The following is a 23,652-nucleotide window of genomic DNA, read 5'->3' as shown; positions in this document are numbered from 1 at the left end:
AGGGTTAACATGAAGGTATACACAAAAAACGAAGAAGAAACAAAAGACTTAGCTAAAAGAATCGCACGATTATTGAAACCGAATATGACTCTGTTATTGGAAGGACAGCTGGGTGCTGGGAAAACCACCTTTACAAAAGGAGTAGCTGAAGAGCTAGGCATTAAGCGCATCATAAAAAGTCCAACCTATACGTTGATAAAAGAGTACACGGATGGAAAGTTACCCCTCTATCACATGGATTTATACCGTATGGAAGATATGGAAGAGGAAGATTTAGGTTTAGAAGAATACTTTTATGGTGAGGGTGTGACCCTTGTGGAATGGGGCTCTTTTATGGCAGAAGACTTACCGAAAGAGCATTTAAAAGTGTTGATTAAGGTCAATAGTGAAACAGGAGAACGAGAAATCACATTAGACGCTCAAGGAAAAGAGTATCAAGCTATTTTGGAGAGGTTATCACATGAGTGAAGCAATGGATGTTATTATTCGAGAAGCTATTCCAAGTGATGCGGAACAGGTATTGTCCTTCTTAAGAAAAGTATCTTCCCAAACAGATTATATTACTCAAAGTATGGATATGACGAATGTGTCTGTAGAAGAGGAAGAACATCACCTCGATGCCATTTATTTTTCTGAGAATAATACTCTCATACTAGCTTTAGAAGGTGAAGACATCATTGGGATGGCCACAATCTATGGAACCGATGAGACAAAGACTAAACACATCGGAGAAGTGGGAATTGTCATTGACCAATCATACTGGGGAATAGGCTTAGGGCGATTGTTAATGGAAGAGCTTATTAATTGGGCAGACGAATCGTCTATCCTTGCACGTTTAGAGCTAAAAGTCCAAGAAAGAAATGAAAGAGCCCGCTCACTTTATCAAAAAATAGGATTTGAGGAAGAAGCACGAATGGAAAGAGGCATAAAGATAGACGGAGAGTTTTTTTCTGTCTGTTTGATGAGCTATTTAATTTGAAATTTTAGTCTGATATTTCATGTGACTAGTCAATAGTGAGTTTATAACTGTATATGCAAAAAAAGTTTGTCACAGATAACTGAGAGTGACAAACTTTTTTATACTTAATTCATCTTACATATTACTAGTCCAAGTTCATTATTCATCTGTATGCTTTAATGCATTGTAAACTTGACTGAACTCCTTAGTATTAATTTGATAAACACTGTCTTCACGAGTTGCAATTTTAAAAATATGGTCTTCAAATCTGCCAAATACTAAATAGTGTTCGTACATTTCTGTATTAGATGGTAGATGAACTCTCAAATCACTTGTAAAGTTACCTTTTAGTCCCTCAATCAACTTTGCATTATATGCTTTTAAATTAGGGTTTTCTATTATTAATTCAGTCGTTTCGATAATTGCAATATGTGTTGAAAGCTCACTAAGTTGAGTTAGGTTATCTGTCTTAGTGATCACTTCTCTTTGAAAAGTTTCATCCTGTGTGAATAATATTGTTCTATTATTTATGGCATTATCAATATCAGCTTCTAAAGTTTTTTTAATTTCATGGTTATCTAAGAGGTTTTTATCGGACTTTAATTGCTGTTCATCAATTTTTACAATAGCTTGAAATAGCGCTTACATATTGTGGTGGGAATACCTATGTAGCCGAATGAAAACATATTACTCTACTATAGACAAAATATACCATATTGTGATTTTAAATACAGTACGCTATATCATATCATTATTAAAAAGGGTATTCCATACGTACATAGTTCTCTATTCATCACAATGAAAAAAACTGACAGTCACGTTTAATTTGCATTTTATCTAGCTAAATGTACTTCAATCATTTTTGATTCACTTTTACAGGAGACAACCTCAATTATCATTTAGACTTTCACATTACGGTTCATAGTGATAATTTAATGGTAAAGGTCATCCCCGTGAAGTTGAAATGTATAATCTGACGGTCAGAGCTCCTTTATTTGTTAGAAAGTGTTTATTGTTTTATCAATCGCTGCAGTGACAACTCACCAAATTCTCTCTCTTGGTTAAGCAAAATCGTTGCACAAGCTCTAGCATCATCTAAGGCATGGTGATGGTTAAAAGGAATCCCATAATGAGCTGCAACTGTATTTAATTTATGATTAGGAAGGGTTCTAAGCAGTTTTCGAGATGACTGCACCGTACACAAGGTTTTAAATTTCGGTGATCGCAAGCCGTAATAGTTTAATGTCCCTTGTAAAATACGCTTATCAAAAGGCATGTTATGAGCGACAACGAGTTGATCTTCCGTAAAGTACTGTTGCATGGCTTGCCATACCTCTGGAAATTTAGGAGAATCCGCAACATCTTCTTTACTAATACCATGAATTTGGGTGTTGAACTGATCAAACCATGTTTCTGGTTGGATGAGCGAGTAAAACTCGTCAACAATCTCACTGTCTTTAACAATGGTTAAAGCGACTGAGCAGGCACTGTGTGATTGACGGTTGGCTGTTTCAAAATCAATAGCTGTAAAATTCATTTAAATGACCTCATTATATTTAATCTTTCTAAAGTATAGCAGTATCCGCGGCACATTCAAGTAAAACTTAATCAAGAAAGCGCTTGTATGGAATCCATTTCATACTTTAGACTTAAAATCGAAGAAAACAATTAGGAGGAGACGTATGGCTAAGCAAAAGCTGAAAATTGTGACAATAGGTGGAGGATCCAGTTATACCCCTGAACTAATAGAAGGGTATATCAATCGAAAAGATGAATTGCCTATCGAGGAAATTGTTCTGGTCGATATTGAAGCAGGAAAAGAAAAGCTGGATATCGTAGGAGAAATGGCTAAAAGAATGGTGAAAGCAGCCGGGTTGGACTGGAAAGTCACCTTAACTTTAAACAGGAAAGAGGCCTTGAAAGGGGCTGACTTTGTAACAACCCAGTTTAGAGTGGGGCTATTGGATGCACGTGTGAAAGATGAACGCATCCCTTTATCTCACGGCGTTTTAGGTCAAGAAACAAACGGAGCGGGAGGAATATTTAAAGCGTTCCGTACCATTCCGGTTATTTTAGATATTATAGCAGATATGAGAGTGCAGTGTCCGGACGCCTGGCTGATTAACTTTACAAATCCAGCTGGTATGGTCACAGAAGCGGCGATTAAATATGGAGGATGGGAGAAAACACTCGGCTTATGTAACGTGCCTATCGGTCACTGTTCTTCTGCCGCTGACAAACTGGATATTCCTGAAAAGGATTTATTCTTCAAGTTTGCAGGAATTAATCACTTCCATTGGCATAGAGTCTGGGATAAGTCAGGTAAAGAAAGAACAAGTGAACTGATTGACATTTTATATGGACCAACACAGAATGAAGACGATAACCATTTGAAAAACATTCATAGTGCGGAGTTCCATTATGAACAGATTCAACATTTAAATATGCTGCCATGTGGATATCACAGGTATTACTACATTGAAGATGAGATGCTGAACCATTCTATTGAAGAATTTAAAAAGGGTGAAACACGGGCTCAAGTCGTTAAAGAAACAGAGAAACGGTTATTTGAATTATATAAAGACCCGGCATTAGATTATAAACCGGAAGAGTTATCTCAGCGTGGAGGGACGCATTATAGCGATGCGGCCTGTGAAATTATTGCCTCAATTCAAAATGATAAGCGTACAGAAATGGTCGTGTCGACAATAAATAACGGAACGATTATAGACTTACCGTATGATTCAGCTGTAGAAGTATCCGGAGTTGTAACAGGACATGGCTTTGAACCTTATAACTGGGGAGCATTTGAAAATGCCGGAGCCAGAGGGGATCTTCAATCAATGAAAGGAATGGAGGAAACGGTTATAGAAGCAGCTATATCCGGTGATTACGGTGCTGCTTTACAAGCCTTTACTGTGAACCCGCTTATTCCAGGAGGAACAATTGCTAAGAGGTTACTAGACGAAATGCTTTATGCCCATAAAGACTATTTGCCACAATTCGCATCAAAAATTAAGGAAATTGAAGAAAACGATAAAGAAGTTGTGACTTACGTGGATGAACTAATGAAATCAAACTAAAAGAAAAGACTAACCCATCATTTAACGGGTTAGTCTTTTTGCTTCATGTTAACTCATTTAAAAATTACACAGCGAGTTGATATTGATTATACAACAACGCAATTATTTAGCTGGGAACACAATCTTTCTCAATTCCATTATAACAGTGGTTGCCAAAGCTAATCCTGTGGCAATAGCCCAATGGACTAATCCAAACGTATCTGGAATAGAGAAGACTCCTCTAACAACAGGTAAAAGAGTGATTCCATATAGGCCTAAACAAGCAATAAAGGCCATTAATATAAATTTGTTAGTAAAGAATCCTGCTTCAAAACTAGTTTGAGTAGTCGAACGCGCAGGGAATACTTGCAATGTTCTAGATAAAATAAGTGTTGTAAAGGCCATCGCTACACTTATCTCAGCTGAGTACTGCAACCCAATAAACTGAGAAATGATAACCGCTAGACCGATTAAAGAACCCCGGAATATAACTGTGCTTAAGGTTTTTCCTGAGAAAATAGACTCATCAGGATCTCTCGGTGATTCATTCATGACGTTAGGTTCTCTAGGCTCTAATCCCAAAGCAATAGCAGGAAGGGAATCATTAGCTAAGTTAATAAAGAGTAATTGTAATGCTGTAAAGGGGTTAACCCAATTGAGTAATAAAGCAACTAAAATCGCAATAACAGCACCTAAGTTACCTGAGAATAGGTAAGCAATAGCTTTTTTAATATTACTGTAAACCGTACGCCCGACATCAACCGCATGAACGATAGATACAAAGTTATCATCTGTCAAAATCATATCAGAGGCATCTTTAGCCACATCTGTTCCACTACCCATGGCTATCCCGATGTCAGCTTGTTTTAAAGCAGGGGCATCATTCACTCCATCTCCAGTCATTGCGGTCACCTGGTTTTTCTTTTGCCAAGCATCTACGATTCTGATCTTGTTTTCTGGAGTAACACGCGCATAAACTGATATTTTTTCTAACTTGTCCATCAGCTCATCATCGCTTAACGCGTCTAATTCTTGTCCGGTATAAGCAAGGTCACCTTCCTTGAAAATATTCAAGTTCCGACCAATGGCTCGTGCAGTCGTTTTATGGTCACCAGTAATCATGACAGTTTTAATTCCTGCTTTTTCTGCATCCTGAACGGCGTGATACACTTCTTCTCTTGGAGGATCGATCATTGCAAGTAAACCGACAAAGATTAAATCACTTTCATCTTCAACTTCAATAGTATCTTTTTCAATAGGCTTGTAAGCGAAAGCTAACACACGAAAGGCCTGGTCAGAGAACTTTTCGTTTTGCGCTTTGAGAGCCTCTAATCGTTCTTCTGTTAATTCGACAATTTCACCGTTCAGCTTAATACGTGAGCACAAGTCGAAGATAATATCTGGCCCACCTTTGGTTAAGAGGTGTTTTTCACCATTGATTTCATGCACGGTTGACATGCGCTTTCTGCTTGAATCAAAAGGCAGCTCGAGTAAACGCGGGTATTTCTTACGGATTTCTTCATAGGGTGCATCTTGCTTGTTACTGTAAGCAATTAAAGCCACTTCCGTCGGATCACCGCTCGATTCCCCTTTTTCATCAATATTGGAATCATTCGCTAGTACGGCTATTTGCATGAGTAATCTTTCAGACTCTGACCACGTTTGCTTATCCCCTGAGAACAAGTTTGATTCACCATTTGGAATAAATGCATCCACTACCGTCATTTTATTCTGAGTTAAAGTACCTGTTTTATCAGTACAGATAACACTAGTTGAGCCCAGTGTTTCAACTGCGGGCAATTGTCTGATAATCACATGCTGTTTAGCCATTTTATTTGTTCCAACAGATAAGACAATCGTTACGATGGATTGGAGAGCTTCAGGAATAGCCGCAACAGCCACAGCTACCGCAAACATAAAGGCGTTAACTAATGGAACAGTATAGTCTTGTGAATCTCCTGAGAAGATTCGAACAGTTTGAATAGCAAAAATGAGAATGGATAAAATCAGAATACCAATACCCAGTTTTTTACTGAAATCTTCCAGCTTTCGTTGGAGAGGGGTTTGTTTGGCTTCTGCACTTTGAATCAACTGGGCGACTTTACCCATTTCTGTTTCTTCTCCAATAGCTGTGACAACCATTTTTCCTCTACCGTAAGTGACAAGCGTGCCACTATAAGTCATATTACTTCTATCCGCAAGAGGGGCATCTTCTTCCAGCTTATCAACGAATTTATCTGAAGCAACCGATTCACCTGTTAATGCCCCTTCTACGACTTGAAGAGATTCCGCTTCAATCAGTCTTCCGTCTGCTGGAATATTGTCTCCCGCTTCTAAAAGAACAATGTCCCCTTTGACCAGTTCTCTAGCCTCGACATTTTGTGGACGACCATTTCTAATGACTGTAGTCGTTGGAGTAGCCATTTGTCTTAAAGACTCTAAAGAATCTTCTGCCTTTTTTGTTTGAACGACACTTAAGATTGAATTGATGATAAGCACCGCAAAAATAATGAGAGATTCAGCAGCTTTTCCTAATACGATTTGCACGATGGCAACGATAAGCAAGACGATAACCAATGGGTCTTTAAAGGTATCAATGAACATAGAGAGTGTAGACTGTCTATCTTTTCTACTGATTTCATTAAACCCTTGTTCTTCTTGCCGCTTTTTTGCATCCTCCGTCATAATTCCTTCGGTAGAGGTGTTTAAAGACGACAATACCGTTTCAATACTTTCTTTATAATAATCCATTTTCTTTCCTTTCTATGCTTTTGGAGTGAGATAAAAAAAGACGCATACGGAAAAACTCACTCACTTCCGTATGCGTCTCACTATTTAATACAGCACCAGCAGATATTATATCTACGGTTGGTGGCACTGTAGCAGAAAAATCTGCCAGTTACTCCCGCATTTCCTATTTGAATGTTAGGCTCATTATAATTAAGGGGAGAAAAAAAAGCAAGTTAATTCACTTACAAAAATGAGGAGAGATTGTGTTAAGAGTTGACGAATAGGTGACAAATGCATTAATATCTACACATTGACTCTTTAAAATGTTAGAATATGAATGGTTATTTAAAAGACACCTACCCGAATTCGAAATAAATCTATTTTCTAGATCTAACGAGAGGAGATTATGACTACATGACTATTGAAAAATTAAAGCATGACTTTCCACATACTATTATAAAAGAAAATGAACCTTTATCATCCTATACCTATACTCGAACAGGTGGACCAGCAGACGCTCTTATTTTTCCTAAAAGAAAAGAAGAGGTCCAAGCCCTGATTAAATGGTTAACTAAAGAAGACTGGCCTGTGACTATATTAGGAAATGCAAGTAATTTAATCGTTAAAGACGGGGGCATTCGTGGAGCAACCATTATTCTAACTGAGATGAATCAGATTACGATTAAAGATAATGTCATCACAGCCTTAACAGGTGCGCCATTAATAGAAGTCAGTAAACGTGCATACAGTGCGAGTTTAACGGGCTTAGAATTTGCCTGTGGCATCCCGGGAAGCATTGGGGGCGCCGTCTACATGAATGCCGGAGCGTACGGCGGAGAAGTAAAAGAGGTTATTGAAAAAGTAACGGTGTTAACACGTGAAGGAGACATTGTCGAACGGACGAATGAAGAGATGGCCTTTACTTACCGACACAGCAAATTGCAAGAATCCGATGATATTGCTCTAGAAGTGACATTTGTACTCAAAGAGGGCAAAAAAGAGGAGATAAAAGAAAAGATGGATGAACTCACTTTTCTGAGAACCTCCAAGCAGCCTCTAGAGTACCCATCGTGCGGATCGGTGTTTAAGCGACCAACCGGTTATTTCACAGGAAAACTAATCCAAGACGCCGGCCTACAAGGCCTAGTCTGGGGTGGCGCACAAATATCAACCAAACACGCCGGCTTTATTGTTAACATTAACAATGCAACAGCGACTGATTATATCGAGTTAATCGAACACATTAAAGAAGTTATTTATAAAGAAAACGGCGTTGAATTAGAAACAGAAGTAAAAATTATCGGGGAAGATTTAACTCCAGAAGCCACTGGGGGAAGCACTTTGCTCAACAAAGCCAAAGAATCTTTAACTCCGAAGTTCAGTCAGATAAGCTTAGCCAAAGAAAATTAAAAAGAAACAACTCTAAAAAGTGAGAGCATTCATTTTTTTAGAGTTGTTTTTATTTTATGAAAATGGTGTCTCTCGTATCCATACTATGTATAATATAATTAATCGAACAGGGAGGGATACATAGTTGAAAAAAATCATGCTGTTTTGTTTGAGTCTACTGATAACTATTATGATCATTGGAGGGACTTACTTATTTGTGACAATCACATCAGGGGCACTTCTCTTCATAGCTGGATCTCTGGTTTTTCTTATGCTGTTTTTTATCGCAGTCATTGGCTTGATAAAAGGGAAAATACCACGCTTTAAACTGTATAATCGTTGGAGTAGTGTGAGGCTTTTACTTTATAGCAGCTTGTCTGCACTTGTCTTACTTGTAATTTGGTCTGTCAGCGCCTTTATTCAAACAGAATATGGGCCCATGACGGCAAGTGAAAAAATAGAGTTACTTTCAACAGTAAATGGATTAAGCGAAGACAAGGTACAGGCCTTTATTCAAGAGTATCCCAAACTAGAATACGAACATATAACCTTTACCTACCACCCTGAATCTGAGAATGAGTTACAAGATATGTTACATATCCTTCCTTCTCTTTTGGAACTTGAAAAAGAAATCTATGGAGGAGAGGTCGATAAAGCTGAAAGGTTAAATGTGTTGCTTTTACAAAATGAGGCAGACTACTTAAAGCTGAATCCTTATTCTATTGAGCAAGAATCCGGTTCTTATTATCCACTATTTAAAAGAATGGTTCTATTTAAAGATGACAATATAGATTCGGTCGGGACCTTTGTTCATGAGTATCATCATTATCTTTTCGATTTATATCTTTCGGAAGTAGAGATAGAGAAAGACACCTTACCCGTATGGTATAACGAAGGAATCAGTGAGTATATGAGAAAGCAATTAGTTGGCACACCTTACCTGTATGAGATGGAGGAGAGTGATGTCCTATTAACTAACCTTCATACGAACGGACAATGGCGATCAGCTTATGAGAATGAGAATGTGTATCATCTCGCTTTAAAAGGAGTGGAGGTTATTGTCAATCATCAATCCGAAGCAGGAGCACTGTCCGATATTCTTTTGAAATTAAAAGATGAAGAAACGTTTGAAGAGGCTTATACAAAACAAACAGGGTTAGACTTAAATGATCTAAATGAAATGTTGGTTTCTTCAAATGAAGAGGTCGATCAAGCATGGGTGACCTGGGATACCGAGGGAGACTACGAATCGGCGGAACAACTGTATCAAAATCTATTAAAAAAACATCCCCATGATAGTTTAGTCTGGCATCAGTATGCCATGATGCTGGAAGAACAGAACAAATGGGATGAGGCTCTTTATGCCAGGCAAAAAGTGATAGATATAGAGCCTCAGGGGGCATCTAGTTATTTAAACACGTCGTATTTACTGGTTGTTATCGATTCAGAAGCAGCCGTTGATATGGCTGTAAAAGCATGGGAGCTAACTCAAGCAGACCCGTTCGGGAATGTTATATTTGTTCAGCAGTGGATGGAGGAAGTGACTCACTTTCACACTCTAAAAGCGGAAGGAAGAAGCGAAGAAGCGAAGAAGCATATACTGGTCTGCTTAATAGTGAGTCCTTATTTATTCGTGAATCACTTTACGAAGAAATTAAGACTAACGCATCACTATTTTAGCCAATAGAAAAAGAATCAATTGGTTAGCGAATACTAAATATAATGGAGGTTTTTTATGAAAATAGGAGTTATTGGTTTAGGAAGTATTGCTCAGAAAGCTTATTTACCCATCTACACGACTGAATTTCCGCAACACGACTGGTATTTTTCAACGCGGAGAGAAGAGGTCTTACAACAGACAGCTAGAAAATACGGTGTTCCAAAAGACAGGCTGACGACCAACTGGAAAGCATTAGCTGAAGAGGTAGGGGCTGTTTTTATACATACACCTACTCATACACACGAAGAAATCATTCGTTATTATTTGGATAAACATATTCCTGTCTTTGTGGATAAGCCTATTACTGATGATTTAAATACAACCAAAGAATTACTCAAATTGGCAAAAGAAAACAACACTTTATTAACTACCGGTTTTAATCGACGATTTGCCCCGATGGTGCAGAAACTAAAAGCTTTGTCAGATAAAAATGTTCTATCAATAGAAAAAAATCAAGAAAATAATACAGATTTTTCAGTCCGTTATCGCTTATATGACATGATGATTCACCCCATAGATACGGCTTTGTATTTAGCGGGAGAAACTTTGACAGTGAGAGATTCACACATCCTTACAAAAGGAGAAGACTTTCTACATGCTTGGGTTCTATTGGAAAGTGACACGAAGAGTGTAACGGTGAGAATTAATAACCAATCTGGAGCGAAACGAGAAGTCTTTGAAGTTCAGAGCCCGTCTAAAACAGCGGTGGTTGAAAATTTGACAGATTGGATAGAGTACACAGTGGACGGAACAACTCAGATAGTAGCTGGTGACTGGACACCTACTTTAGAAAAAAGAGGATTTTTACCGATGATTCAAACCTTTTTAAAGGCTGTAGAAACCAAGGGAGAAAACCCTGTTTCATTGTCCTCTTCCTTAGCGAGTCATGAAGTATGTGAAGCCATTATAGACCGCTACGAACAGAGCTAAATAGTTTGTGACAACCCCTGTACACAAATGTAATAATTATTCACTTATGGCGTAAAATGAGATTGCATTTTACGTTCTGATAGATATAATTATCTAAGTTGAATAATTTTAAACGGTTTAAAAGGGGTGTTTTTGTTGACAGAAGAGATTATTGTTTCCTTCCAGCATGTAGAAAAAGTATTTGATGAAGAAAAAGTGTTAAAAGATATATCATTTGAACTAGAAAAAGGAAAGTTTTATACCTTGCTTGGCCCATCAGGGTGTGGAAAATCAACTATTTTAAACTTAGTTGCCGGTTTTACCTCGCCTTCTGAAGGGAAGATTATACTTAATGGAGTGGAAACAAATAATACCCCTCCTAATAAGCGTAAGGTTAATACCGTTTTCCAAGACTATGCGTTATTTCCACATATGAATGTGTTTGATAACGTCGCTTTTGGACTAAAGATAAAAAAGATGAAAAAGAATGTAATTGAAGAAAAAGTGATGTCAGCTTTACAAATGGTTCGGTTAAATGGCTTTGAACAGAGAGAAGTCTCTGAAATGTCAGGTGGACAAAGACAGCGTGTTGCTATTGCTAGAGCCCTGGTCAATGAGCCGGATGTTTTGCTACTCGATGAACCTTTGTCTGCATTAGATTTAAAACTGCGTACAGATATGCAGTATGAGTTACGTGAACTGCAAAGACGCCTAGGCATTACTTTCTTGTTTGTAACACATGATCAGGAAGAAGCTCTTGCGATGAGTGATGAGATTATGGTTATGAAAGAAGGAGAAATCATTCAAACAGGTTCTCCTACAGATATTTACGATGAACCGATCAACCGTTATGTTGCTGATTTTATTGGAGAAAGTAACATCGTTGAAGCACGTATGGTCAAAGATTACGTCGTTGCATTCGCCGGAAAAGAGTTCTCCTGTGTGGATGGTGGAATGAATCCAGATGAAAAAGTTGACGTGGTTATTCGTCCGGAAGACTTAGTGTTAACTGATTCTGAATCTGGAATGATTCTAATGACTGTTGATAGCCAGCTCTTTAGAGGAGTGCATTATGAAATCGTCGGATATGATTCAGTTGGGAATGAGTGGATGGTGCATTCGACTAGAAAGACAGAGCCTGGAAAAGAAGTGGGCTTATCTTTCGAACCGGAAGATATTCATATCATGAGATTAGGAGAGACCGAGGAAGCCTTTGATGAACGTATAGAACAATTCGCAACGCCTTCATCTACGGAAGTTAAAGATGAAGGAGTGGATAACTATGCATAATCAACGTAAATTACTTTCTATTCCATATTATTTATGGATTGCTTTATTTGTTATAGGACCTGTTTTCTTACTCCTTTTCCAATCCTTTCAAGGATTGGACGGGCAGTTCACTTTCTCAAATATTCAGACCTACTTTACATCGTCTGTTTATTTGACTATGACAGCTCAGTCCTTTTTATATGCGTTTTTAATTACAGTCATTACTTTGCTGATTAGTTACCCAGCTGCTTATTTCTTGACTCAAACGAAGCACAAGCAGTTGTGGCTACTTGTTTTAATTTTGCCAACATGGATAAATATTTTATTAAAAACATATGCTTTTATCGGGATTCTAAGTCAGACTGGGGTTGTCAATCAGTTTTTGGAAGCCACCGGTATAGGAGCCCAGTCTTTGCTCTTTACACGCATGAGTTTTTTAATTGTTGCTACCTATATTGAGTTGCCCTTTATGCTACTCCCTATTTTCAATGCTTTGGATGAAATCGATCCATCGCTGGTATTTGCCAGTCGGGATTTAGGGGCGAGTGAGTGGGAAACGTTTAAAACAGTCATATTTCCTTTGTCCCTATCTGGGGTAAGAAGTGGGGTTCAAGCGGTATTTATACCTTCACTTTCTCTCTTCATGTTGACTCGACTTATAGCAGGAAACCGAGTGATGACTTTAGGTACGGCAATTGAACAGCATTTCCTCGTCACTCAAAACTGGGGAATGGGTGCCACAATGGGCATTGTCTTAATTATCATTATGTTTGTAGTGATGTTCTTGACCGGAAAAAGAAAGAAAGGAGCACGCCGTTAATGACAAAAAAATGGAAAGTGTCATCCCTTTATTTAATTGTTGTTTTTACCTTACTGTATGCTCCTATTGCTTACTTGATTTATTATTCTTTCAATGCTGGAGGAACAATGAACCAGTTCAGCGGGTTTACTTTAGAGCATTATTGGGCATTAGCAGAGGATACACGTCTGATTACGATTGCGTTGGATACACTAAGAGTCGCTCTTTTGTCAGCTTTACTGGCCACTGTTATAGGAACACTAGGTGCTATCGGAATTTATTATGCAAAACAAAGACGGACTCAGCAAGTCTTACTCAGCTTAAACAATGTCTTGCTCGTATCACCTGACGTTATCATTGGAGCAAGCTTCTTACTCCTCTTTACACTGACAGGATTCCGTTTAGGTTTTTATTCGGTTTTTCTGTCTCACATTGCATTTAGTATTCCGATTGTTGTCTTGATGGTTCTGCCTCGCCTTGAAGAAATGAATGTGAATATGATTACAGCTGCACGAGACTTAGGGGCTAATCCTTGGCAAGTCCTGACTGAAATTGTTTTACCGAGTATCAGTCCAGGTATTCTAGCAGGATTCTTTATGGCCTTCACATACTCCATTGATGATTTTGCGGTGACCTTTTTTGTAACAGGAAATGGCTTTGCCACACTGTCAGTAGAAATCTATTCACGAGCCAGACAAGGGGTTAGCTTAGAGATTAATGCCTTAAGCACCTTACTCTTTTTAGTGGCGATGGCTTTAGTCATAGGGTATTACTTTATCCAGCAACAGCAGCGTACGAAACGAAAAACAGCTAAACTAGATCCAACGAATCATGGAAAAGCGGTGACACCATGAAAAAATTAACTGCCTTTTCTATCCTTGTTGTAGCTATTTCAGGCCTTTTATATTTTGCGGGACAAGCGATTGACTGGGCCAGAGGGAACAGTGGATCAGATGTTTTCCACCTGTATAATTGGGGAGATTATATTGATCCTGACTTGATTACTCAATTTGAAGAAGAAACAGGGTACCGTGTGATGTACGAGACATTTGATTCCAACGAAGCGATGTATACGAAAGTAGATCAAGGTGGAACGGCTTATGACTTAACCATTCCAAGTGAGTATATGATTGAGCGGATGATTGAGGAAGGACTCGTTAAAGAACTCGATCATTCCAAAATTGACGGGTTAAATCACATTGACGATGATTTTTTAAATTTAAGTTTTGACCCTCAAAATCGATATTCTATCCCGTATTTTTGGGGCACTTTAGGTATCGCTTATAACGAAGAATTATTAGATGGTGTGGTCTTAAATTCTTGGGAAGATTTATATCATCCCACTTTAGAAAACAGCATTCTGATGATTGATGGGGCGCGAGAAGTGATTGGCATTGGTCTGCAGACTTTAGGCTATTCTCTGAACTCCACAGACGATAAAGAACTCGAAGAAGCGGCAGAAAAATTAACTGACTTGGCACCTAACATAAAAGCTTTAGTAGCAGACGAGATTAAAATGTATATGATTCAAGAAGAAGCAGCTATTGCAGTGACCTACTCAGGTGAAGCAGCTGATATGATGTGGGAGAATGAGTCCATTCAGTATATCTTGCCTGAAGAGGGATCGAATTTATGGTTTGATAATATGGTAATTCCTCATACGGCTCAAAATGAAGAGGCAGCCTACGCCTTCATCAACTTTATGCTTGATCCAGAAGTGGCGGCTCAAAATGCTGATTATATAGGCTACAGTACGCCGAATGCCACAGCCTTGTCTTATTTGCCTCAGGAAACGGTTGAAGACGAGCAGTTTTATCCGAGTCAAGAGATGATTGATCAACTAGAAGTGTATGAAAATTTGGGCTTAGAGTATACTGGAATTTATAATGACCTGTTTTTAGAGTTCAAAATGATTAAATAAAATAGTACAAACAGATTATGGAAAAAATAAGAGACAATTATTCATCTTTATAATGGTTATATCGCTTAAACCATTAGAGATGAATAATTGTTTTTTTTGCATAAAATTGAATAGTGGTTTTATATATCTTGAAATACTTTACTATTGGTTAAGTATTGAAGATACGACCTTTTATCTTATGTTATAATTGTTTTAAGACTAGTCGAAAAAAATATCTTTTCAAAAGGAGAAGATTATGCTTACGAAAAATGAAATTAAGGATAATGCTTATGCATTCATAAAGGACCATGAGAATGATACAGATGAAAAGCAGCAGGCAGGGGCATGGATTAAGGACTTTTTAGGAGGAGTCTTTGGCTTGCATAACCGTAAAGTCAATGCTGGGTTTGAATGGCGAGTTAAAACAAAAAGCACTCAACAATATATTGATCATCTCTTAAATGGTGAATTATTAATTGAGATGAAAAGCCGAGGTCAGTCACTAGAAAAAGCAAAATCCCAGGCATATAATTATGTAATGAAGCTCAAAAAGGATGATATACCAAAATATGTCATGCTTTGTGACTTTGAACGTATACAATTATATGATTTAGATAACGGGAAAGAATTTGGGTTTCCGGTTGTTGATTTAGTAGATCATATCGAAGTTTTTAATTTTTTAATAAATAAAGACATTAAAGTTACAACACCACAAAGTCCTGTAAATAAGAAAGCTGCAATTAGATTAGAGCAATTACATATTAAATTAAGAGAACTAAATTATCCACCTAATGCTACAGCGTTGCTGATGACACGTATAGTATTTTGTCTATTCGCTGAAAATACACAAATTTTTGAAGCAAATCAATTTCACAATTATCTTATAAATCATACTCAAGAAGATGGTTCTGACTTAGTAAATAAGTTAAATGATTTGTTTATTGTACTTAATACACCGAAAGAAGAGCGATTTCAAACAGAGCCGTTAACAGATTTTGAATATGTCAATGGGGGATTATTTAAAATGCAAATCCCTACCGGTGTAGTCTTAAATTCAGAAGTAAGAAAGATGTTAATTGAATTAACTAGACTTGACTGGAGTGAAATTAGTCCTATTGTATTTGGGTCAATGTTTGAAGGAGCAATGGATCCAGAGTCCCGACATGATCTAGGAGCACATTTTACATCAGAAACTAATATCATAAAAGTCGTAGATTCTTTATTTTTGGATGACCTAACTAATGAGTTTGAACATATTAAAGGATTGAAGATAGGGCGATTAGCTAAGTATAGGCAATTTCATGAGAAGCTCGCAGAATTAAAGTTCTTAGATCCAGCCTGCGGCTCGGGAAACTTTTTAATTGTCGCATATCGTGAGATTAGACGCCTAGAACACGAAGTCATTCAACGTATTTTATATGAAGAATATTTAGCGGAAAATAATAATATAACGGCAAAAGATGCTGAAGTAATTCAGTATAATAATCCTTTACTATCAGTAGATGAATACATTAAAGTAGAAGTGTCTCAATTTTATGGAATTGAAATTCAACCTTATGCTGCTTCAATAGCCAGATTAGGATTGTGGCTGATGGAACACTTAATGAATTTAGAAGCGTCCTCTAAATTCGGAGAAAACATTGTAAGACTTCCACTCCATGAAGGTGCTCGTATAACAGTTGGCGATGCATTGAAACTAAAATGGGAAGATATTGTACCTGCAAGTCAGTTAGACTATATTTTAGGGAATCCACCGTTTTTGGGTTCAGCTATTATGAGCAAAGAACAAAAGGATTTATTAGTCAGTATTGCTAATGGTAATTCTAAAATTAAGAAGCTGGACTTTGTAGCTGGTTGGCACATTAAATCAGCTTTTATTATGAAGAAAAACCCTTATATAAGAACAGCTCTTGTTTCAACAAACTCTATAACACAAGGAGAACAGGCTATAATTCTATGGCACTTTTTATTTGAGCATGGCATAACTATTAATTTTGCTCATCGAACTTTTTCTTGGGATAACAAAGGAGCAAATGTATATGTTGTGATTGTTGGTTTTGGAATATTAGAATCCGATAAGAAATATTTATTCGAATATGAGCATGTACGAGGAGACTACCATAAAAGGAAAGTTTCTTCGATAAACGAATATTTACTAGGAACAAATCCTGTGTTTATCCAGCAGGAAAGAAAGCCAATATCAAATAATAGACCTATCGAGAGAGGAAGCCAGCCGACGGATGGAGGGAATTTAATTCTTTCTATAGAGGAGCGTAATGAACTTTTAAAAGAATACGGTTCAATGATAGAAGAGTACATTCGGCCTTTCATAGGCGCTAGAGAATTACTTTATAATATCCCTCGATGGATTCTGTATTTAAAAGATATAACACCAAATGAGTTAAGAAAAATGCCTAAAATTATGGATAGAATTGAAAAAGTAAGAGATATGAGATTGAATAGTAAAAGTGAAGCAACTAGAAAGTGGGCAGAAAGACCAACAGATTTACAACAAGATAAAGCACCCTCTAGTGATGTATTAGGCATACCGAAAGTATCATCAGAAAATAGAGAGTATGTTCCTATGAGTCTATTAAAACATCCTGCTATTCCAAGTGATTTGCTTTTTCAAATGAGGGAAGCTAATCTTTTCGTATTTGGAATCTTACAAACTAAAATGCATACTGCATGGCTTAAGACAGTGGGAGGACGCTTGAAAAGCGATGTCAGGTATTCTAACACTTTAGTTTATAATACTTTTGTCTTCCCGGAAGTTACTGATTCCGAGAGAGTAAAAATTGAGGGGCTTGCTCAATCCATTTTAAATATTCGTGAAAAGTATTTTGAGAAGGACAATACCTTAGCTGATTTGTATGATCCTTTAGTTATGCCATATGATTTACGTAAGGCTCACAATGAATTAGATAAAGCAGTTGAAATAGCTTATAATGGGAAGCCGTTTGATAGTGATGAACAAAGAGCTGAGTTTTTGATTAAATTGTATCAGAAACATAAAAAGACTAAGTAATTACTAAAAATCTCTAATAAATAATAAAATGTTGTTGAGAGGAAGTAGAGTATGAATTTAAAGAAAATGGTAGGATACAAAGCCGCAGAATTTGTTGAAGAAGGCATGACAGTAGGATTGGGAACAGGTTCAACGGCTTATTATATGGTTGAAGCTATAGGGAAAAGAGTTAATGAAGAAGGTTTAAATATAGTAGGTGTCACCACTTCCCATAGAACAACGGAACAGGCTAGTGAACTAGGCATTCCCCTTAAAAATATAGATGAAGTGGATCACATTGATGTAACGATTGATGGGGCAGATGAAATTTCAGATGATTTTCAAGGGATAAAAGGGGGCGGAGGCGCGCACTTATTTGAGAAAGTCGTCGCTAATTTGTCTAAAGAAGTGATTTGGATAGTCGATGAAAGTAAGTTAGTCTCTAAACTAGGTGTTTTCCCCTTACCAGTAGAAGTCGTTGAATTTGGTAAAGGGCAGTTGTTCCGCCTTTTCTATGATAAAGGAATGAAGCCTCAATTCAGAAAGAAAGACAATGGTGAAGACTATCTCACTGATTCAGGTAATTACATCATCGATCTTCAGTTAGATAGAATTGAGAACCCACATGAACTCGCTCAGTGGCTGGACTCTTTAACAGGGGTAGTCGAACACGGTTTGTTTTTAGATACTGTGACAAAAGTGATTGTAGGAACAGAAGAGGGTCCAGTAGTAAAAGAAGTCGAAAGATAAATAAACAGACACAGTCAGGAATAATAGCCTTTCTGTGTCTTTATTTTTGCTTTATCAAACCTAAAGACGAATGTACATCCCTCTGGGGTCTAATATCAGCTGTTTATACGACCTCCAACCTCAGAATAACCCCATACAGGTCTTATAAAAGAGAGTTTTGCGACCGGAGAGTGTCCACTTTATAACATGGGGTCGAATAAAATAAAAAATAGAGTAAGCAATTAATGCCTACTCTATAAGTTTATTATTAATTAATCCCTTTATTCTTTAACTGAGTTAACATGTCTTCAGTCATTTTATCTAAATCATACTGAGGTGAGAAGCCCCATTCTGTTTTGGCAACAGTAGTATCAATGGCATTTGGCCAAGATTCAGCTATTTTTTGTCTGGTAGGATCGACCTCATATGATAATTTAAAGTCTGGCATATGCTTTTGAATCGCTTGTGCGACATCTTCTGGAGCAATGCTCATCGCACTGACATTATACGCGTTACGGTGAATAAGCTGATCACTTGGTGCTTCCATCAGTTTAATTATGGCGTCAATGGCGTCTGGCATATACATCATATCCATATAGGTTCCTTGAGCTATGAAAGAAGCATAAGTCTGTTTTCTTAATGCTTCGTAATAGATATCGACAGCGTAATCCGTGGTTCCTCCACCAGGAAGGGTCTCATAAGAAATTAATCCAGGGAAACGGACACTTCTTGTATCGACACCAAATTTCTGGTAGTAATAATCCCCCAGTAATTCGCCACTTACTTTTGTTACACCGTACATAGTCGTTGGACGCTGGATAGTCACTTGAGGCGTTTGATCTTTGGGTGTGTTCGGTCCGAATGCTCCAATAGAGCTAGGTGTAAAGAATTTCAACTGATACTCCCTAGCCAGTTCTAAGGCATTAATCAATCCACCCATATTTAAATCCCATGCCAGTTTGGGTTTCGCTTCTGCCACTGCAGAAAGCAAAGCGGCTAAGTGAATAAGCGTGTCCACTTGATAGTGTGTAATGAGTTCTTTCATTTTTTCAGCGTCTGTCACATCTAAAATCTCAAATACACCTTCCGAGACTACTCTAGAGTCTTCAGGTTTTCTGATATCTGTTGCGATGACATTTTCTACACCATATTTTTCGCGTAAGGCATGGGTCAGCTCGGAACCGATTTGACCTAGCGCACCTGTTATGAGTATTTTTTTCACGAGATTGTCCTCCGAATAACTTGAATTTAGTTATGTAAGGCAAGAGAAGAGAGTTCCCACTCTCTTCCATTGGCCTTATTATTGAATAACGTTTAGTTCTTTTCCTACTTTTTCATAAACGGCTAACACTGTGTCTAGCTGTTCTTTGGTATGAGCCGCAGTCGGCATGTTTCTGACACGACCTGTTCCTCTTGGGACAGTCGGGAAGACGATGGACTTCGCATAGACGCCTTCTTCTGTTAAACGTTTAGAGAAAGTCTGAGTCAGTTTTTCATCACCAATAATACATGGTGTAATAGGTGTTTCGGATGCACCAATGTCAAAGCCTAATTTCTTCAGGCCTTCTTTCAGGTAACGCCCATTATCCCATAAACGATCATGTTCATCTGTCGAGTTTGACATAATATCAATCGCTTCAATGATGGCAGCTGAAGCTCCAGGCGTTAAGGAAGTAGAAAATAGGAACGGACGGGCACGCACTTTCAACCAATCAATTAAATTCTGAGTCCCTGCTACATATCCTCCTACGACACCAACAGCTTTAGATAAAGTTCCCATTTGTAAATCCACTTTGTCTTGTAAACCAAAATGCTTCACTGTTCCGGCACCTTTACCCATTACTCCTGATCCATGGGCATCATCCACATAAGTAATTAAGTCGAATTCTTCTGCAATTTCAACGATTTCTGGTAACTTCGCTACGTCACCATCCATAGAAAAGACGCCATCAGTGATGTACATCACTTTTTCGTACTGTCCGCTCTTGACGGCCTCTTTAGCTTTTGCACGTAAATCATCCATATCCTGGTGCTTCACACGAATCACTTTTGCACCAGATAAACGACACCCGTCAATGATGGATGCGTGATTTAATTCATCAGATAAGATAGCATCATTCTTAGTCATGACAGCTGGAATAGCTCCCATGTTACTATTAAATCCGGATTGGAAAGCTACAGCTGCTTCAGTTTGTTTGAACTGAGCCAATTTTGTTTCTAGTTCTTCATGAATAGCTTGAGTTCCGTTAATCGTGCGAACAGCTCCTGCTCCTACACCGTAAATGTCTGTCGCTTCATTGGCTTTTACTTTCAGACGCTCATCATTTGAAAAACCTAAATAGTTATTAGAAGACATATTAATTACTTTTTTACCTTGAATGGAAATCTCAGCTCCATTTGGGCCATCTAAAATATCAATCTCGTTATACAGACCGTTATCTTTTAGATCTTGTAAATTCTGTTCCAAAAATGAATTTAATTTTTGGCTTGTCATAGTATCTCTCCTCTATAATTTTTCACTCTTCCTAATTTTACCATTATTTCCTTCAATCTTGTAGTGATGAAAGGAATTATGGGAGGATTCTTATTGTCTTTGAGAAAAAACTACGAAAACTTTAAGGCGTCTGTGGTAAACTATGTCGTATAAGAGATCAAGATAGGAGTGCATAGGCGTATGCGAATGGTAGATTTAATTGAAAAAAAACAACATAAAGATCCACTAACGGAAGAAGAAATAAAATGGATGATAGAGAATTATACAAATGACACGATCCCTGAATATCAAATGAGTGCAATGGCCATGGCCATTTACTTTAACGGAATGACAGACGAAGAGTTGAGTGCACTGACGCTGGCAATGGTAGAGTCAGGTGATCAGATTGATTTATCTGAAATAGACGGAGTGAAAGTAGACAAGCATTCTACAGGTGGTGTAGGCGATACTACGACACTGGTTTTAGCTCCATTAGTAGCGAGTGTAGGTGTTCCAGTAGCCAAAATGAGCGGACGCGGTTTAGGACACACAGGAGGCACCATCGATAAATTAGAAGCCATTCCTGGTTTTCACGTTGAACTCTCACAAGAAGATTTTATTTCTCTCGTGAATCAGAATAAAGTCGCTGTTGTGGGTCAATCAGGGAATTTAACACCTGCAGATAAAAAAATCTATGCGTTAAGAGATGTCACAGGTACCGTTGAATCCATCCCTTTAATTGCTAGTTCTATTATGAGTAAAAAAATTGCTGCAGGAGCTAACGCTATTGTTTTAGACGTCAAAACCGGAGCGGGTGCGTTCATGAAAAGTGTCGAGCGTGCTAAGGAATTAGCTGAAACAATGGTTAATATCGGGAAGTCTGTTGGTCGAGATACGATGGCCGTTATTTCAGATATGAGTCAGCCTTTAGGAAAGGCGATCGGCAATGGCTTGGAAGTGAAAGAAGCCATTGACACATTGAAAGGAAAAGGACCAGACGATCTGACTGAGCTCTGTTTAGTGCTTGGTAGCCAAATGGCCTTTCTAGGTGGAGTAGGTTCTTCCTTGGAAGAGGCACGCGCTTTGCTGGAAGAGAACCTTCACAACGGGAAAGCATTGGATAAGTTTAAAACATTTATTCAATCCCAAGGAGGAGATGAAACGGTTGTCGCACAGCCTGATACGGTTCTTCCTCAACCCCGTCATTCTCTAGAAGTGAAAGCGAAAGAAACTGGGGTTGTATCGAAAATAGTAGCGGATCAAATCGGTATAGCGGCAATGATGTTAGGAGCAGGAAGAGAAACGAAAGAAAGCCAAATCGATTTGGCGGCTGGCTTGTACCTCCATAAAAAAGTGGGAGATGAAGTAAAAGAAGGCGATGTGCTAGTGACGCTTTACTCCAGCAATGAAATTCATGACCAAGTTGTTGAAAAAGTGCTGAATCATATCTTCATTTCAGAAGAAGGTTCCAAACCGACCCTTATTTATGATATAGTTCGATAAGAATGTAAAACTAGAATAGGTTAAGCGACTCTCTTATCTTTTAAGAGTCAGTGGCTGACCTATTCTTTTTCTATAGATGGGAGAATAGAAATGACAAAAGATATCATTCAGTCTGGAGTAAAAGTCAGTTTGCCGGTCATGGTGAGCTATGTTGTTTTAGGAATTGCGTGTGGGATTGTATTATTTGATGCGGGTTTCAATATCATTGAAATTGCATTAATGAGTGGCCTTGTTTATGCTGGAGCTGCCCAGTTTCTTGCAGCGAGTATGGTCGCTATGGGAGCGTCTGTCCCTTCTATAGTTATCATGGTTTTCTTTTTGGGACTCAGGCATATCCTCATGTCTGCGAGTATTTCCAGATTTTTAAAAGAAAAATCCCTGCTTTACATGTTAGTTTTTGGTCATACGCTGTCTGATGAATCCTATGGCTTGAATTATTCACGCTTTTTAGAAGGGGATTGGACTCCAGGTGAAGCCATGGTAGTCGGTTTGTCTAACTATCTGACCTGGGGGTTAAGTACGGTTGTAGGAGGAATGATTGGAAGCCAGCTAGCCATCAATACCATTATCATGAACTATGCCTTAATTGCGATGTTTATCTGCATGATGGTTCAACAATTTATTTCTACGGAACATATGATTGCCGGCATCGCTTCGGTTGTGTTGACAGTGATTTTAATGGTCATTTTAAAACATAATATTGCATTAGTACTATCATCCATTATCGCTTCTTTTTTTGGGTATTCTTTAGAAGTCAGAAAACGGAATCTTGGAAAGGGGAAGGAACATGTCTGATTATTATTTAATAGCCATTATTATAGGTATGGCAGTGGTTACGTATATTCCGCGCTTGCTTCCTATGATGCTACTTAGTCGAAAAGAAATCTCACCTTCCTTTAATCGCTGGATGACATATATTCCGGTTTCAATATTTGCAGCTTTAGTGGCTTCTGATGTCTTTTTCTGGGAAGATACATTCAATATAAATATTTTTGAAAATGGGAAATTAATCCCAACCGTTTTTGTTTTGCTGGTTGCCTATAAAACGAAAAGCCTGTTATGGTCCATGGTTGTAGGAATCGGAGGCATAACGGTCATGTGGCTATTCATGTAAAAAAGGACAGTGGTCATTTGAGAGACTGCTGAAAAACCCCTATTCTACCTATGATTTCAATAGATAGAATAGGGGGTTTTTAGTATAATA

20 protein-coding genes are annotated in these 23,652 nt (G+C 38.0%); 15 read left to right on the top strand and 5 right to left on the bottom strand.

Going from position 1 to position 23,652, the window contains the following annotated elements:
• Positions 1–9: 9 nt before the first annotated feature.
• Both tsaE and ABDZ53_RS03170 read left to right on the top strand, forming a co-directional pair.
• The gene (gene tsaE, locus ABDZ53_RS03175) at positions 10–468 is read left to right on the top strand and encodes a tRNA (adenosine(37)-N6)-threonylcarbamoyltransferase complex ATPase subunit type 1 TsaE (RefSeq protein WP_343753902.1); all 459 of its coding nucleotides are present in this window, start codon (positions 10–12) and stop codon (positions 466–468) included.
• Positions 461–979, top strand: coding sequence for a GNAT family N-acetyltransferase (locus ABDZ53_RS03170; RefSeq protein ID WP_343753900.1), 519 nt, complete (start codon positions 461–463; stop codon positions 977–979). Before tsaE ends, ABDZ53_RS03170 begins: the two co-directional genes overlap by 8 nt.
• A gap of 138 nt (positions 980–1,117) precedes the next feature.
• On the opposite strand, the gene ABDZ53_RS03165 is transcribed toward ABDZ53_RS03170, so the two are convergent.
• On the bottom strand, positions 1,118–1,438 hold the full coding sequence (locus tag ABDZ53_RS03165; RefSeq protein ID WP_343753898.1) for a hypothetical protein: 321 nt from the start codon (positions 1,436–1,438) through the stop codon (positions 1,118–1,120).
• A gap of 529 nt (positions 1,439–1,967) precedes the next feature.
• Entirely contained in the window at positions 1,968–2,495 is a 528-nt protein-coding gene (locus ABDZ53_RS03160; RefSeq protein WP_343753896.1) for a 3'-5' exonuclease, read from the bottom strand.
• Positions 2,496–2,640: 145 nt separating this feature from the next.
• Between ABDZ53_RS03160 and ABDZ53_RS03155 the strand changes: the two genes are divergently transcribed.
• Entirely contained in the window at positions 2,641–4,041 is a 1,401-nt protein-coding gene (locus ABDZ53_RS03155; protein WP_343753894.1) for a 6-phospho-beta-glucosidase, read from the top strand.
• A 102-nt stretch (positions 4,042–4,143) separates the two neighbouring features.
• On the opposite strand, the gene ABDZ53_RS03150 is transcribed toward ABDZ53_RS03155, so the two are convergent.
• Complete coding sequence (locus tag ABDZ53_RS03150) at positions 4,144–6,771, bottom strand: cation-translocating P-type ATPase (RefSeq protein WP_343753892.1); 2,628 nt, start codon at positions 6,769–6,771, stop codon at positions 4,144–4,146.
• Positions 6,772–7,164: 393 nt separating this feature from the next.
• Between ABDZ53_RS03150 and murB the strand changes: the two genes are divergently transcribed.
• From murB to rpiA, 9 genes are all read left to right on the top strand, one after another.
• Positions 7,165–8,160: a UDP-N-acetylmuramate dehydrogenase gene (gene murB / locus ABDZ53_RS03145; protein WP_343753890.1), complete on the top strand. Its 996-nt coding sequence runs from the start codon at positions 7,165–7,167 to the stop codon at positions 8,158–8,160.
• Between the two features lie 196 nt (positions 8,161–8,356).
• The gene (locus ABDZ53_RS03140) at positions 8,357–9,826 is read left to right on the top strand and encodes a tetratricopeptide repeat protein (protein ID WP_343753888.1); all 1,470 of its coding nucleotides are present in this window, start codon (positions 8,357–8,359) and stop codon (positions 9,824–9,826) included.
• A gap of 48 nt (positions 9,827–9,874) precedes the next feature.
• Positions 9,875–10,789: a Gfo/Idh/MocA family protein gene (locus ABDZ53_RS03135; RefSeq protein WP_343753886.1), complete on the top strand. Its 915-nt coding sequence runs from the start codon at positions 9,875–9,877 to the stop codon at positions 10,787–10,789.
• A gap of 135 nt (positions 10,790–10,924) precedes the next feature.
• Positions 10,925–12,058 (top strand): ABC transporter ATP-binding protein, encoded by a 1,134-nt coding sequence (locus ABDZ53_RS03130; protein ID WP_343753884.1) that lies wholly within the window; start codon positions 10,925–10,927, stop codon positions 12,056–12,058.
• Positions 12,051–12,857, top strand: coding sequence for an ABC transporter permease (locus ABDZ53_RS03125; protein ID WP_343753882.1), 807 nt, complete (start codon positions 12,051–12,053; stop codon positions 12,855–12,857). Before ABDZ53_RS03130 ends, ABDZ53_RS03125 begins: the two co-directional genes overlap by 8 nt.
• Positions 12,857–13,690, top strand: coding sequence for an ABC transporter permease (locus ABDZ53_RS03120; protein ID WP_343753880.1), 834 nt, complete (start codon positions 12,857–12,859; stop codon positions 13,688–13,690). The genes ABDZ53_RS03125 and ABDZ53_RS03120 overlap by 1 nt, the downstream gene beginning before the upstream one ends.
• Complete coding sequence (locus tag ABDZ53_RS03115) at positions 13,687–14,757, top strand: ABC transporter substrate-binding protein (RefSeq protein WP_343753878.1); 1,071 nt, start codon at positions 13,687–13,689, stop codon at positions 14,755–14,757. Before ABDZ53_RS03120 ends, ABDZ53_RS03115 begins: the two co-directional genes overlap by 4 nt.
• A gap of 235 nt (positions 14,758–14,992) precedes the next feature.
• Positions 14,993–17,764 carry a class I SAM-dependent DNA methyltransferase gene (locus ABDZ53_RS03110; protein WP_343753876.1) on the top strand — a complete coding sequence of 924 codons (2,772 nt, stop codon included), beginning with the start codon at positions 14,993–14,995 and terminating at the stop codon, positions 17,762–17,764.
• A gap of 51 nt (positions 17,765–17,815) precedes the next feature.
• Entirely contained in the window at positions 17,816–18,493 is a 678-nt protein-coding gene (rpiA, locus tag ABDZ53_RS03105; RefSeq protein WP_343753873.1) for a ribose-5-phosphate isomerase RpiA, read from the top strand.
• A gap of 247 nt (positions 18,494–18,740) precedes the next feature.
• Here rpiA and ABDZ53_RS03100 read toward each other — a convergent pair whose 3' ends face one another.
• Positions 18,741–19,694 (bottom strand): L-threonine 3-dehydrogenase, encoded by a 954-nt coding sequence (locus ABDZ53_RS03100; protein WP_343753871.1) that lies wholly within the window; start codon positions 19,692–19,694, stop codon positions 18,741–18,743.
• 78 nt (positions 19,695–19,772) lie between these two features.
• Entirely contained in the window at positions 19,773–20,966 is a 1,194-nt protein-coding gene (locus tag ABDZ53_RS03095; protein ID WP_343753869.1) for a glycine C-acetyltransferase, read from the bottom strand.
• A 180-nt stretch (positions 20,967–21,146) separates the two neighbouring features.
• Here ABDZ53_RS03095 and ABDZ53_RS03090 point away from each other — a divergent pair, with 180 nt between their 5' ends.
• The 3 genes from ABDZ53_RS03090 (at position 21,147) to ABDZ53_RS03080 (ending at position 23,562) form a co-directional block, all read left to right on the top strand.
• The gene (locus ABDZ53_RS03090) at positions 21,147–22,448 is read left to right on the top strand and encodes a pyrimidine-nucleoside phosphorylase (protein WP_343753867.1); all 1,302 of its coding nucleotides are present in this window, start codon (positions 21,147–21,149) and stop codon (positions 22,446–22,448) included.
• Positions 22,449–22,538: 90 nt separating this feature from the next.
• Complete coding sequence (locus ABDZ53_RS03085) at positions 22,539–23,243, top strand: AzlC family ABC transporter permease (RefSeq protein ID WP_343753865.1); 705 nt, start codon at positions 22,539–22,541, stop codon at positions 23,241–23,243.
• Positions 23,236–23,562 carry an AzlD domain-containing protein gene (locus ABDZ53_RS03080; protein WP_343753863.1) on the top strand — a complete coding sequence of 109 codons (327 nt, stop codon included), beginning with the start codon at positions 23,236–23,238 and terminating at the stop codon, positions 23,560–23,562. The genes ABDZ53_RS03085 and ABDZ53_RS03080 overlap by 8 nt, the downstream gene beginning before the upstream one ends.
• The last annotated feature ends 90 nt before the right edge of the window (positions 23,563–23,652 follow it).

The organism is Alkalibacterium iburiense, assembly GCF_039521845.1.
GTDB classification, from domain to species: Bacteria; Bacillota; Bacilli; order Lactobacillales; family Carnobacteriaceae_A; genus Alkalibacterium; species Alkalibacterium iburiense.
The sequence above is the reverse complement of the archived record's forward strand: the minus strand, read 5'-3'. Positions and strand labels throughout refer to the sequence as shown.